This is a genomic window from Gordonia sp. X0973 (genome assembly GCF_013348785.1).
Taxonomy (GTDB): Bacteria; Actinomycetota; Actinomycetes; order Mycobacteriales; family Mycobacteriaceae; genus Gordonia.
In genome coordinates this window covers 2,292,244-2,305,487 of the sequence record NZ_CP054691.1, presented here as the reverse complement: position 1 = coordinate 2,305,487, position 13,244 = coordinate 2,292,244, and the positions used below count along the sequence as shown (strand labels likewise).

Annotated in this window: 15 protein-coding genes; 9 read left to right on the top strand and 6 right to left on the bottom strand. The window is 69.3% G+C overall.

The annotated features are described in order from the left end of the window. Positions 1-3 precede the first annotated feature (3 nt). The 9 genes from HUN08_RS11260 (at position 4) to HUN08_RS11220 (ending at position 9,334) form a co-directional block, all read left to right on the top strand. Positions 4-1,341, top strand: a complete 1,338-nt coding sequence (locus HUN08_RS11260) for an MCE family protein (RefSeq protein WP_124247700.1) — start codon at positions 4-6, stop codon at positions 1,339-1,341. Continuing rightward, positions 1,338-2,357: an MlaD family protein gene (locus HUN08_RS11255; protein WP_124247701.1), complete on the top strand. Its 1,020-nt coding sequence runs from the start codon at positions 1,338-1,340 to the stop codon at positions 2,355-2,357. The genes HUN08_RS11260 and HUN08_RS11255 overlap by 4 nt, the downstream gene beginning before the upstream one ends. Positions 2,358-2,371: 14 nt before the next feature. Further along, positions 2,372-3,415, top strand: a complete 1,044-nt coding sequence (locus HUN08_RS11250; protein WP_124247791.1) for an MlaD family protein — start codon at positions 2,372-2,374, stop codon at positions 3,413-3,415. Beyond that, a complete protein-coding gene (locus tag HUN08_RS11245; RefSeq protein WP_124247702.1) occupies positions 3,415-4,569 on the top strand; it encodes an MCE family protein in 1,155 nt (384 codons plus the stop codon). Before HUN08_RS11250 ends, HUN08_RS11245 begins: the two co-directional genes overlap by 1 nt. A gap of 98 nt (positions 4,570-4,667) precedes the next feature. Continuing rightward, positions 4,668-5,681 carry an MCE family protein gene (locus HUN08_RS11240; protein ID WP_174900846.1) on the top strand — a complete coding sequence of 338 codons (1,014 nt, stop codon included), beginning with the start codon at positions 4,668-4,670 and terminating at the stop codon, positions 5,679-5,681. Next, the gene (locus tag HUN08_RS11235; RefSeq protein WP_124247704.1) at positions 5,678-6,907 is read left to right on the top strand and encodes an MlaD family protein; all 1,230 of its coding nucleotides are present in this window, start codon (positions 5,678-5,680) and stop codon (positions 6,905-6,907) included. The genes HUN08_RS11240 and HUN08_RS11235 overlap by 4 nt, the downstream gene beginning before the upstream one ends. Beyond that, the gene (locus tag HUN08_RS11230) at positions 6,897-7,547 is read left to right on the top strand and encodes a hypothetical protein (protein WP_124247705.1); all 651 of its coding nucleotides are present in this window, start codon (positions 6,897-6,899) and stop codon (positions 7,545-7,547) included. The genes HUN08_RS11235 and HUN08_RS11230 overlap by 11 nt, the downstream gene beginning before the upstream one ends. 43 nt (positions 7,548-7,590) lie before the next feature. After that, a complete protein-coding gene (locus HUN08_RS11225) occupies positions 7,591-8,520 on the top strand; it encodes an oxygenase MpaB family protein (protein WP_124247706.1) in 930 nt (309 codons plus the stop codon). A 103-nt stretch (positions 8,521-8,623) separates the two neighbouring features. Further along, a complete protein-coding gene (locus tag HUN08_RS11220) occupies positions 8,624-9,334 on the top strand; it encodes a GntR family transcriptional regulator (protein ID WP_124247707.1) in 711 nt (236 codons plus the stop codon). Here HUN08_RS11220 and HUN08_RS11215 read toward each other — a convergent pair whose 3' ends face one another. The 6 genes from HUN08_RS11215 to HUN08_RS11190 all read right to left on the bottom strand — a co-directional run bounded on the left by HUN08_RS11215 (position 9,335) and on the right by HUN08_RS11190 (position 13,241). Further along, a complete protein-coding gene (locus HUN08_RS11215; protein WP_124247708.1) occupies positions 9,335-10,000 on the bottom strand; it encodes a TetR/AcrR family transcriptional regulator in 666 nt (221 codons plus the stop codon). Positions 10,001-10,159: 159 nt separating this feature from the next. Continuing rightward, entirely contained in the window at positions 10,160-10,366 is a 207-nt protein-coding gene (locus HUN08_RS11210; RefSeq protein ID WP_301546685.1) for a ferredoxin, read from the bottom strand. Between the two features lie 47 nt (positions 10,367-10,413). Further along, positions 10,414-11,448 (bottom strand): NADH-ubiquinone oxidoreductase-F iron-sulfur binding region domain-containing protein, encoded by a 1,035-nt coding sequence (locus HUN08_RS11205; protein WP_301546684.1) that lies wholly within the window; start codon positions 11,446-11,448, stop codon positions 10,414-10,416. A 5-nt stretch (positions 11,449-11,453) separates the two neighbouring features. Continuing rightward, complete coding sequence (locus HUN08_RS11200; RefSeq protein ID WP_124247710.1) at positions 11,454-12,023, bottom strand: ferric reductase-like transmembrane domain-containing protein; 570 nt, start codon at positions 12,021-12,023, stop codon at positions 11,454-11,456. Continuing rightward, complete coding sequence (locus HUN08_RS11195; protein WP_124247711.1) at positions 12,016-12,999, bottom strand: FAD:protein FMN transferase; 984 nt, start codon at positions 12,997-12,999, stop codon at positions 12,016-12,018. Before HUN08_RS11195 ends, HUN08_RS11200 begins: the two co-directional genes overlap by 8 nt. Next, entirely contained in the window at positions 12,996-13,241 is a 246-nt protein-coding gene (locus tag HUN08_RS11190) for a hypothetical protein (protein ID WP_124247712.1), read from the bottom strand. Before HUN08_RS11190 ends, HUN08_RS11195 begins: the two co-directional genes overlap by 4 nt. Between the last annotated feature and the right edge of the window lie 3 nt (positions 13,242-13,244).

Below are 13,244 nucleotides of genomic sequence, written 5' to 3'. Positions count from 1 at the left end.
CCGATGACCGTCATGTTGCCCGGCAAGAGCATCTCCCGCCTCCGATACGCCGTGCGCGCGATGATCGCCGCCGTCCTGATCGTCGCCTTCTCGCTCTGGATGGTCGCCCGCAGCACCGGGGTGCTGACGACGGACCCGAAGGTCTACGCCGAGGTGCCGACGTCGGCCGGCCTCATCCAGGCGGGCGCGCCGGTACGGTTCCACGGGGTCAGGGTCGGGGCGATCGGTTCCATCGAGGCCGGGCCACAGTCGTCGCGCGTGGGGTTGACGATCGACCGCGCGGCCATCGGCCGCATCCCGGCCACCGTCATGGTGCGGGTTCTGCCGCGCACCTTCTTCGGCGACATCTACGTCCAACTCGCCCCGACCCCGGGATCGCCGTCGACCGGCGGACCGGCATTGGCGCCCGGCGCCCAGATCGCCGTCGACGACGGTCCCGACGCGATCAACCTCTACAACATCTTCACCAAGCTGTCCGACCTCATCGCGGAGGTGAAACCCGCCGAGGTGAACATCGCGCTCGCCGCCGTCGACAAGGCCATCGGCGGCCGCGGCGACCAACTCGGGATGATGATCGACGACTGGTGGACGGCGTCACGGGAACTCGAATCCACCATCGACCGCTTCATCGACGCCACCCCGCAGTTCGCCCGCGTCGTGGAATCGCTCAAGCGGGCGACGCCGGCGATGATGGAGACCCTCGCCTCGGTGGCCGACATCTCGCGCGGCATCGTCGACAAGGCGGGCGAGCTGGGCGAGTTCTTCGCCGCCGCCAGCGGATACCTCGGCTCGGTCGGCCCGTTCGTCGCCAAGCAGCGCAAGAACCTGATCACCGTCCTCGACTCGACCGGCATCATCCTCGGCACCGTCGCCGACAACCCGGCGGGAATCACCCGGACCGTCCGCGAGGCGGACAAGTTCGGCCGGGCGGGCACGATCCTCTTCGCGTCGGGACGGTTCAACATCACCGCGGTCCCGACCTTCTCCCAACCCCAGCCCTACTCGGCCGCCGACTGCCCGACCTACGGTTCGATGCGCGGTGCCGACTGCTTCGGCAAGCGCTCGCTGTGGGGGACCGGGCCGGTGCGCGACCCGGGTCAGCGCAACGGGACCATCCTCCGTCCGCCGCGGCCCCAGACCCGCCCGGCCGCCTTCACCGGGCCGACGGTGATCGACGGCTCCGCCGAGTCCGCGGCGCTGCACGGATTGGAGTCCACGATCGTGGGCGCCGAACACGGCGGCCCCGCCAGGGAAGACGGCAGTCGGGGAGAGCGGCCGAATGTCGCGACGACGGTGATGCTGGGGCCAATGGTCCGCGGCACGGAAGTGAGGATCGGATGACTCGGCTGTCGGTGATGACGGTCATCAAGGCGGCGGTGTTCCTCGTCGTCGGGATCGTCGCCTTTTCCCTGATGAGCAATACGCTGCGCACCCCGGTCCGCGGTGCCTCGTCGGACTATCTGCTGAACTTCGACGACGCCGAAGGGCTGGTGGAGGGCAACCCGGTCAAGATGTCCGGGGTGCGGATAGGGCGGGTATCGGCGGTCGAGTTGCTCCCGCAGGAAGACGGGACGTCGCTGGCGCGTGTGCGGGTCGCCATCGAGCGGGCGCATCCGGTGCCGGAGCACGTCCACGCCGCAGTCCGCTACGCCGACATGCTCGGCGCCAGGTATATCGCGCTTTCCGATGCGGGTGCGACGGCGCCCGCCCGGCACGGCAACGAAATCCCACTCGCGGCGACGACCGGGCCGGTCAACCTGACCGCACTGATGAACGGGTTCGAGCCGCTGTTCTCCGCACTCGACCCGAAGCAGGTGAACGAACTCGCCCAGGGGTTCGTCGACACCTTCGCGGGCCGCACGAAGTCTGTTCACCTGCTGCTGCGGCAGATCGCGGCGATGGGGGAGAACCTCGCGGGCAACGGGGCCGTCTTCGCGCGGCTCGTCGCGAACCTGAGCACCCTCATGTCGGCCGCCGATGCGCGCAACGCCCAGTTGACCGAGTTGTTCGCGGGTTTGGGGCAGCTCACGTCGGCCATCGTCGGGGGCGACGGCCAGCTGACCGCCCTGCTGGATTCCGGTGACCGGGCGGTGGCCTCGCTGGCGCAGATGATGACGACGGCGGGGGATTCCTTCAGCCGCTCGCTGACCGGGCTGCAGGGTGTGACGAAGGCGTGGATCCCGAACACGCCCGCGTTCGAGACCTTCCTCGAGCGATTCCCCGTCATGGCCGACCGGATCAACCACAGCGGCCGCTACGGCGGGTTCATGATGCTGTACCTCTGCAACTTCACCCTCAAGGCATGGAACCTCGAAGCGAATATCTTCGGGCCGTTGCATTCGCCGGTGTGCAGGTAGGGGGGGGCGAGGAGATGCTGCTGGTCCGACTCATCGACGTCTTCGTCGGCGTCCTGGAATTCGTCTTCAAATCCGACAAGCGCGCCCAGGGTGCCTCACCCGCGGTACTCGGCACGGCCGGGATCATCACGCTGGTGGTCCTGATGGCTCTCGCGGCCGGCGTCCCGCAGTGGAGTTACCACTCCCGGACCCAGCCGTTCGCCGCGGAACTGGGGAACGCCGCGGGCCTGACCACCGCCGACCCCGTCCTCGTCGCCGGGGTGCCGGCCGGCCGGATCGAGGCGGTGCGCCTGGCCGGCGACCGTGTGCGCGTCGAATTCCGCCTCGACCGCCGCCAGCCGCTCGGCGACCAGACACGCGCGACGGTGCGCCTGCGGACCGTCCTCGGCAAGCGCTACTTCGAGGTCACCCCGGGCGGGCGCGGGTCCATCGGCCCGGACAACACGATCCCGCTCTCGCGGACCGATTCCCCGTACACGCTCGACGACATCTCGGCCGATTCGGTGCGCTCGGCCACCGAGGTCAACCCACAGGTGGTCCGGTCGATGCTCACGACCATGACGAATATGGTCCCCGACTCCGACGACCTGTCGGCGGCCCTGGCCGGCGCCGGCGGTGCGGCCGTCGCGATCTCGGGCACCGGCGAACAGCTGGGCCAACTCCTAGCGATGGCGAAACGACTGGCCGGGGCGAGCGCCGAGCAGTCGGAGTCGATCGCCACAGCGCTGTCCAACACGCAGGCGATCGTGCAGATGCTGGTGGTGCGACGGCACGTCCTGACCCGGCTGGCCGACAACCTCCGCCTGGTGCTGGCCAAAATGGCCACGACGTTCCCGCAGATCCCGATGGGGCAGTTGACGACGAACATCGTGGCGGTGACCAACACGTTGACGGGCAATGCGGCCCGGATCGACGAGATCCTCAAGCGGCTGCCCCCGGCGATGCGGACCATCACCGACGCGACGGGCAACGGCAACTGGGCCGACGTCGTCTCGCCGTCGGCGGTCATCCCCGACGGTCTGCTGTGCGTGCTCGGAACGATGCAGGGGTGTAGCTGATGACATTTCGCCAAGTCCGCGAAGTCCGGGTCCGCAAGCGCTACGGCGGCCGCGTGTTGACGGCGTTGGTGTTGGTCGCCGCGTTGGTCTACAGCGGCTGGTATTTCGTGCTGCGCAACCCGCAGATCCGCACCATCGGCGCCGACTTCGCCTTCGTCAACGGGCTCTACGAGGGATCGAAGGTGACCATCCTCGGCGTGCCGGTCGGCCGGGTGGAGAAGCTCGAGCCGCGCGGCGACTACGTCCACGTCGTGATGACCCTGCCGTCGAGCATCGACCTGCCGGCCGACGTGCGCGCCAACGTGCTCAACCCCTCGGTCATCAGCGACCGGCACCTGGACCTGGCCCCGGCCTACACGACCGGCCCCAAGTTCGGCGACGGTGACACGATCCCCCGGGGCCGCACCAAGGCGCCGATCAGCTTCGACCAGTTGATGGGCAGTCTCGGAACGCTCACCGCCATCCTCGGCCCGGGCGACGGCCCCGGCGCCACCGACGTCGGCGCGCTGCTGAATCGGACGGCGCAGTCGTGGCAGGGGCGGGGCACCGAGTTCAACCAGGCGCTCACCGAGATGTCCGCGGCCAGCGGCGTCTTCGGTGCCCGTGCCGACGACATCGGCGCACTCATCGAAAGCCTCGACCGACTGATGGCGACGTTCCGGGCCAAGCAGGTCTCACTCGACGGACTCATCCGGTCGATGGGGGATCTCTCCACCCAGTGGCAGGCCGCCAATCAGGACGTCGCGACGCCGATCAAGGACTTGCGGGTGGTGTTCGACCAGATCAACGCCTTCGTCACGACCCACGGCAACGACGTCGGCGTCGTCGCGAGCAACCTCGACGAACTCGGCCGGGTCCTGACGGCCAACCGCGCCGGATTCGCCGAGTTCATGGACCTCGCACCGCTCATGATGCAGAACCTGTCCAGCACGGTCGGGCCCGACCGCCGTGGCCGGATCAGGCTGAACGTCTCGACCACGCTGACGCAGTTCAAGACCCTCAAGCCGCTGTGCGACCGGTTCCCGATGCCGATATGCATCGGCGCCGGTCTGACCAATCCGATCGGGTTCCCCATCTCCAGCTCCGATCCCTTCGGCATCGTCTCGGCGATCACCGGCGGACAGCTGCCCAACCGGCCGGAGGGACCGCGGTGAACCGTCGGACAAGGATTCCGTCTGCCTGTGCGGCGGTCGCCGTAGCCCTCGGCACGGCCGGGTGCGGGGTCGGATTGCAGGATGTCCCGGTCGGGGGCGTGCGGAACACCTTCGACGTCACCGCCGACATGGTCACCGCCGACGGGGTGGTCAACGGTGCCGACGTCGTCAACGGGCAACAGGTGGTCGGCAGCGTCACCGATGTATCGCTGGTCAACGGTCAGGCGCGGGTGACCATGTCGCTGAAGAAGGCGGTCGACCTGCCGGAGAACGTGACCGCTGCCGTCGAGGTGCCGACCGCGCTGGGCACGCCGTTCGTCCGTCTGCAGGCCCCGTCGTCGCCCCACGGGCGGCTGGTGGCGGGCAGCCGGGTCCCCGCCGACCACACCTCGGTGGGGCCGCAGGTCGAGGGCACGCTCGCGGCGATGGGCAACGTGCTCACCGGGAGCGGGATGCGCCAACTGCAGTCGGTGATGGCCAGCCTGAACACGGCGTTCGCGACTCGATCCGATCGCGTCGGCGAGCTGATCGACACGCTCAACCGATTGCTGACCCGTTCCTCGCGGTACACCTCGGACTTCAACCGGGCGATGCGCGTCGCCGCCGACGCGACGGACCTGATGGTGGCCAGGCAACGGCAGATCGAGGCATTCCTCGACGAGACGCCGCGCGCGGTCACCGTCCTCGCCGCCCAACGCGACCGGATCGCGGCGTTGATGGGGCAGACGACCAGCCTGGCCGTCAACCTCGACGCCGTCACGAAGGGACGCCAGCAGCGGCTCGACGAGTTGGTGCCCGACGCGGCCGCCCTCGTCGACTCCCTGGCGGCGTTCAACTCGGGCGTCGGCCAGACCTTGGCGAATATGAACTCGTTCATGCGGAACTTCTCTCGAGCCATCCGCGGCGACTACCTGGTGTTCGACGGCGCGCTCGACATCCCGGGCGGGATCGACAAGATCATCACCGGGGGAATCCTCGGGTCCGGGCAACCACTGCCGACACCGGGCGAACTCGGGGACGTGCTGAGCGGCGGGTTATGGGGGGACCACCAGGCCCACCGGTCGCCGCGCCGCCAGGCCCATCGTTCGCCGCGAGAGCGGGGTCCGCGATGAGAGACAGACTCCCCACCGGCTCACTGCAATTCGTGATCTTCCTGATCGTCTCGGCGATCGTGATCCCGTTCGGCATCAACTTCATCGCCGGGCCGGAGGGATTCGGCTCCAAAGTGCGGCTGCACGCGAGCATGGACAACGCCTTCGGTCTCACCGCCGGCACGGGGGTGACGCTGCGCGGCGTCGACGTCGGCACCGTCGAATCCACGTCACTGGATCCCGACGGCCACGGTGCCCGGATCGATCTGGTCCTGCGCGGCAACACCCGGGTGCCCGCCGACTCGTATCTCCAGGTGACGATGGCGTCGATGGCCGGCATCCAGAGCGTCGACATCGTCCCCAATACCGATTCCGGTCCCTATCTGCACAGCGGCGATGCCATTTCGGCACCGGCGGACAAACAGCCCATCCAGATGGACGCGATCATCGCGGAGGCGGCCAGGGTGCTCGAGACCTTCCGCGGTGGATCGGTGGCCACGATCGGCACGGAGCTGTACCAGGCGTTCGGCGCGAACGGCGATTCGTTGGCGACCCTCGTCGCCAACGGCTCGGCGCTGGCCCGCGTCGTCGCCAAGAACGCGCCGCTGCTGCGCGGCCTGCTCTCCGACTGGCTCGACGTGCTGGGTGCGATGGGGGCCACCATCGAGAGTTTCGAGAGCGGAATGCGCTCGGCCGCGTCCTTCGCCGGCCAGCTCAATGCGAATCAGCCGGTCTTCGTGTACCTGCTCGACCATTCGCCCAAGGCGCTGCAACACGCGCAGCGCCTGTTCGACAAGTACCGCGGCACCTTCGGCTCGGTGTTGGCGAACCTCGTGGCGGTGGAACCGATCATCAGCGACCGGTCGGCCTCGTTGCGCACCGGCCTGCAGACCATTCCCCAAGGACTCATCGACCTGCGCTCGATCGTCAAGGGGGACCGCGCCGACTTCGCGCTCATCGGCACGCAGGGCCCGGTCTGCCTGTTCTACGACCAGCCGCGTCGGACCGTCGGCGACCTGAGTCCGTCGGTGCCGAACCTGGCTCGCTACTGCCCGCCGGGAGACGGATACGGCCAGCGCGGCGCGGTCAACGCGCCACGCCCCAACGATCTCGGCACACGTGATTGGCGTTCGCCCGGCGCACCGTCCGGCCCGCCGACGGTCACCGATCCGGTGCTCGTCCCCAACGGCGCCGAACTCCTCCAGATGTGGAAAGAACTGCTCGAAAGGACCCGAAATGGCAAATGACACCATCGACGCGGAAGACGTCGACCTGGACGCCGAGACCGCCCAGACGAGGGTGAAACGCCGCGGCGCGGCAATCCGCTCGGCGCCCACCCAACGCAAGCGTCCCTCCGGCACGACGGCGAGGGCCGCCGTCGCACCGAAGAAGCAGGTCGCGGCCCGCGCCGGCGGCAACCGCACGGTGATCGTGCTCGCCGGTCTGCTCGCCCTGTTCGTCGCGGCGACCGGATTCTTCGGCTTCCACTACTTCACCGCCCCCGACGACTCGGCGGCCGCACGGACCCAGGTGGCGCAGGTCGCCAGCGACTACGCGGTCAAACTGTCGAGCTTCGACTACCGGGATCTGGACAAGAACCGCCAGGCGATCACGGCGATGTCGACCGAGGACTTCGGCAAGAAGTACGACGAGATGGTCAAGGCGCTGACCGAGATCGTCTCGAACGGGAAGGGGGTGGCGACGGCCGAGGTCACCCACGCGGCGGTCGAGTCGCTGGACGGGGACAAGGCGACGGCGGTGTTGTTCGTCAACCAGAAGGCCCGCAACGTCGTCGCACCCGACGGCAAGAGCCAGCCGTATCGGATGGTCGTGAAGCTGCAGCACCACGACGGCCGCTGGCTGGTCGACGACGTGCAGACCGTCTGAGCCGCCAGGTCGACAATCACCAGGTCAAGAGAAGGAGAACACGATGGGAATGGCCGAGCACGCGTTGAAGTACACGCCCGACATCGACCACACGACACCCGAGCTGCGCACGCAGGACACCAGGATCGAGATCACGACGCGCAAGCGCCGCGTCACGAGTCTGCGCAAACCCGCGCAGATCTCCGAGGCGATCGACTTCTGGTCGCTGGCCGGGGCCGCCGCCAACGTCGTCATGCAACTCGGCTGGCCGGAGGTCGCCTACGGGGTGATGGAGAGCAAGGTCGAGTCCGGGGCCCTCATGAAGCACCCGTGGAAGCGGGCGCGCACCACCTCGCAGTACCTCGCTGTCGCGGTGCTGGGCACCGACGAGGAGAAGGAGGCGTTCCGCGAGGCCGTCAACTCCGCGCACCGCCACGTCAAGTCCGATGCGCAGAGCCCGGTGAAGTACAACGCCTTCAACCGCGAACTCCAGATGTGGGTCGCGGCCTGCCTGTTCATCGGCGTCGAGGACTCCCACCAGCTCCTGCACGGCGTCATGGACGAGGCCGACGCGGAGGAGTTCTACCAATCGGCCAAGACACTCGGCACGACCCTGCAAGTACCCGACGACATGTGGCCGGCGACGCGCAAAGACTTCGACCACTACTGGAACGTCGCCTGCCAGCGCGTCGTCATCGACGACACCACCTGCGACTTCATGAACGACCTGGTCGACTTGAAGATGATCAACCCGCTGATCCGGCTGCCGTTCGTCAACCTGCTCCGGTTCCTGACGATCGGGTTCCTGCCCCCGTTGTTCCACCGGCAGCTGGGACTGGAGTGGACCGAGGACGACCGGCGTCGATTCCAGCACCTCTTCACCTTCGTCTCGATCGTCAACAAGTTCCTGCCGAAGGTCATCCGACAGGGCGGAACCCGGATCCTCATGAAGGATCTGCAATACCGGATGAGGCATCACAAGGACATGATCTGATGTCCGGGCCGGGCGGGCGCTCGCGGGGTGCGCCACCCCGGTCCCGGACATACCGGCCGACGTGCGGGAGAATGGGACACCGGGGCGATGCGAAGGGATTCGAGTGAACAACGCAGGCTTGCGCAGGACACAACTGACCGATGAGGTCGCCGGTGACTTGAGGACGCGCATCCTTACCGGCGAGATCCGCCCGGGAGCGTTCATCCGGCTCGACGACGTCGCCAACGAACTCGGTTGCAGCGTCACGCCGGTCCGGGAGGCCCTGGTCACCCTTCGCGGCGAGGGGCTGGTCCGCTCGGCGCCCCATCGCGGGTTCATCGTCGAGGAGATTTCCCGGCACGACATCGTCGACATCTTCTGGATGCAATCGCAACTCTCCGCGCGCCTGGCGGTGCACGCCGCGCGGAACGCGAGCATCGACCTCGGCGCGCTCACGACGATCGTGGACGAGTTCGAGGAGGCGGTCGACCGCGGCGATGCGGAGGTGGTCCTCGACCGCGAATACCAATTCCACCGGGCGATCCACCTGGCGGCGAACAGCAGGAAATTGGCCTGGTTCCTCGTGGCGGCCACCAAGTACACGCCCTACTCGCTCTACGTCGAGGACAAGGAGTGGGGAAGGCAGGCGGTGGTCAGCCATCGTCGTCTCATCGGACACCTGGCCAACGGCGATGCCGAGGCGATCAGCGCCGAGATCCACAACCGGTTCATCGACGCCCGCGAGCGGCTGATCCGGGAACTCGAACTCCGCGGGTTCTGGGACGGTTCCGCGGCCGACGCCGAAGGGGTCCAGGCACGGGCTTCGGCGCGGTAGTCAGACCGCCAGCATCGGCACCAGGAATCGGCGCGCGATGTCGGCGAGCTGCTGCTCGTCGTCGATGTCGACGATCTCGCTCGGGGTGGTGAGGAACGACGCCGAGATGCGCACCATCATCTCGGCGACGAGGTCGACGTCGACGGTCGCCGCGACCTGTCCGGCGTCCTGCTCGCGGCGCAACTGGTTGGCGACGAACCGGCGCACCACGGCGACCAAGCCGCCGTCGTCGCCCACCATCGTGTGCGCCAGGAGATCGGGTTCGGCGGTCAGCAGCCCCTGGACTATCGGATTGCCGCGAATGGCGCGCAGCGAACTGACGAAGCCCAGCACCACGCGGTCCTCGACCGTCTTCGCCTTGCGGATGTCGACGAGGAACTGGTCGAAATACTGCCGGTATTCGCGGAGGGTGACCTGTTCGACCAGGGCGTCCCTCGTCGGGAAGCGGCGGTACACGGTGATCCGGGCGACGCCGGCCCGGCGCGCCACGTCGTCCATCGTCGAGTGGCGGACGCCGATGGCGCTGAACTGGTCCCGCGCCGCATCGAGGATCCGCGAGCGGATCTCGTCGTCGGCGTCGGGGCCGGCTGCGGAGTCCGAGAGGACCCGGCCGAACATCGCGGCGGCACGGGGGTGGGGCTCGACTGTCGGCGGTACTGCCTCCATCCAACCCTCCTGACCCGATCCGGCCCGGAAGTTTAACACGGTGAAGGCCGACTATCGGGGTGGCGAGGTCGCCGGCGAAGGGTCAGCTCCCGTAGCCGCCGTAGCCCAGGAATCCGCCGTCGAGCCAATAGAGCAGGTTCTGAAACGCGTGGAAGAAGGTCACCTTGGTCTCCTTGTCTGGTGGTGATCGTCGTCGGACAACACGTGAAGCGCGCCGTCTGGGCATAGCGCCGCCGCGATGGCGGCTTCGCGCCGGTCGGGCCGGGGATCGACGACGATGGGATACCCCCATTCGTCGCGCTCGATCGCACCGGCGAGCAGATGGGCGCACGCCGTGCGGCCGGTGCACGCGGTGCGGTCGATCACGACGCGATACCGACGCCGGGCCGGGCGGATACGGGGAAGTCTGGGGATTAGTGCCACGGGTGGACCCGCCCGTCGACGGGGCCGAAGACGCGCAGCGCCGACCGGACGAAGCCCGCGATCCCGTCCGGGAACCGGCAGGCTCCCCGCTCGGCCAGCAGGTCCAACCGTCGGGCGAGTCCGTCGTCGGAGTCCCAGGCGGGATGTCGCCGCGCGGCGAGGATGTCGCGGTGCAGCGCCGGCACCCCGAACCGGCAGGGTCCGCATTGGCCAGAGGTCTCGCCGGCCGCGTACCCGAGGGCGTCGGCGACCAGTTCCCAGGGATCGAGTCGGGCGTCGACGAGGCTCACCACGCCAGCACCCGGGCCGAACCCGAATGCCCTCGTACCCGAGCGCGACCAGGGCGTCCGCGTCTCGTGGGCGCCGAGGAACCCGCCGCCGAGCCCGCCCAACCACACGGCCAGCACCGGCCCGACCGGTCCGCCGCCGAGGCCGACGACGTCGTCGACGGATGATCCCGCCTCGGCCTCGTAGACGCCGGGGGCGGCGACCCCGGCGCCCAGGGTGACCAGGTGCGGACCGGGCTCCGCATCGGTTCCGTGGGACCGGAACCATCGCACTCCGCGGTCCATGATCTGGGCGGCCCGCCACACCGTCTCGGCGTTGAGGACCAACGTGGGCGGGATCCGGCGCCGACCGCCGACACCGCTGGTCAACGGGGAGAACCGCGTCACCGGTCGGGCGAGGCCGCCGGCGGCGAGACTGGCCAGCGACGACTCCTCGGAGGAGACGTAGCGGTGCGGCACGCCGATCGTCTCGACACCGGCGCGCTCCGCGGCAGCGAGGGTGGCCGATCCGTGCGGGGCCGCGATGCGGACGCGGCCGCTCAGCTGGCGGGCGGCACCCATCATCGGCGACAGCCGGTGGGCGATCACCCAGGCGTCCTTGCGGGACCCGGGCTCGCCGTCGCAGGCGTTGACGATCAGGTCGGCGCGGTGCTTCTGTGCCATCGCGACCTTGACGCCGGTGGGGAATCCGGCGCCGCCGCGACCGGTCAGTCCGGCGCTGAGTAGCAGCCTTGCCATCGCGGTCATCGCCACTCCCGCCACGCGGTCGTCATCGCCTGCGACCGCCGGTCGCGGCGATACCCCCGGAGCCGCCACACGGCGGCGAGCGACATCGTGATCGCGCAGACGATGCCGACCGCCAGGAGCGCCGGCTGATCGGTCCGCGCCATCGCGAGGGCGTGGACCGCCACTGCCGCGGCCAGGATGTAGGCGGCCCGATGCACCACGTGCCAGACCCGGTGCGACAGCCGGGGGCGCAGCCAGGATGTCGCGGCCACGAGGACCAACAGGTCGAGGGCGACGGTGCCGATCCCCACCCGGACGCCCTCGTAACCGGAGGTGAACGGGACGATCACCGACCACCACCCCAGATCGACGTAGGTGTCCACGGCCGCGGTCGAGACATGCGCGGTGACGAGGACGATCGCGCCGAGTGAGAGGTAGCGGTGCAGACCGGCCACCCACCCGGCCGCGGCCGTGGGCAGCCGCCGATCGGTGGCGAGGACCGCCCCCATCGCGAACACCGACGTCAACACGACGAGGCCGACGACTCCGCTGGCACGGGAGATGTGCCACAACCAGGGGCTATCCACGGTCCCCGCCGGCGTCACCGGTCTCCGACGGCCAGCCGCGGGTCACGGTCCGACGTCCGCGATGGTCGATGAGGCATGCCGGAACATGGTTGCCCCGCAACCACTGCGGTGACTGGGAGTCGAGGATGATCGCCGCGGTCGAGGCCGCATTGGCCTGGACCGCGTCCGGCCCGGCGCAACTGACCTGGGCCCAGCGGGATCGGGCCGGACGCCCGGTGCGCGGATCGAGGATGTGGTGCTGTTCGACGCCGTCGTGGCGCCACCTGCGCACCATGACCGACGAGGTCGCGAACGCATGCCCGGTCGAGTGGACCGACTGCACCAGCTTCCCGGTCCAGTCGCGGATGCCGATGACCCAGCCGTCTTCCGGTGCGGGTCCGGCCGCGGCGACGTCGCCGCCCAGATTCACCAGGAAGCCGCCCGTACCCCGGGTGGCGAGTTCGGCGGCGATGACGTCGGCCGCCCAGGCCTTGGCGGTGGCCCCGAGGTCGAGGGCGATTCCGGCGGGCAGGATCAGCAGTGCGCGGAATTGGTCGAACATCAAGGGGCCCGGGGCGCGACGGCCGATGCCGCGCGGCGCCGGCGGCGCGGTGTCGCGTTCCCAGACGGCCTGGAGATCGTCGTCGTAACCGCAGGCGGCGAGGTCTGCCCCCAGTTGGGCCGAGACGAGGCCCTGGGTGAGGCGTTCGGCGCGCAGGGCCGCACCCAGACATGCGGCGAGTACGTCGCCGACCTCGATCCGAAGCGGTGCCCCGGGCCGGAAGCGGTGGGCCCACCGGGCGCTGCGCGCGTTGATCTGCGCGAGTTCGGAGTCGGGGCGAAACCGCGACGCGACCATGGTCAACTCGGTCAATCGCCGCCGCGCGTGCTCGACGGCGGCGGCGAGCTCGACCTGATCGGTGCAGGTGATGGTCGCGGTCGTGCCGAGTGCCGCGAATGACGCGGATTGCGGGGCGGCGGTCGCGGCGAAGGTCATGACGCCTCGGTGTCCGAATGCGGCGGCCTGTGCCTCGCGGCGGGGACCACCGGAGGGACCGGCCGCCAGGTGGGCGCGCGGTGGTCCGCGGTCATCGCGGGATAGGGCGTGTCCGCGTCGGTGCCATCCGCCTGCTGACCGGCCAGTGCGGCCGACACCCCGGCGACGCCGACACCCGCCGCGGCGAGGGCGATCGCGGACCAACGTCGGATCCTCGACAGGTTCGAATCGTGGTGGGCCACGCC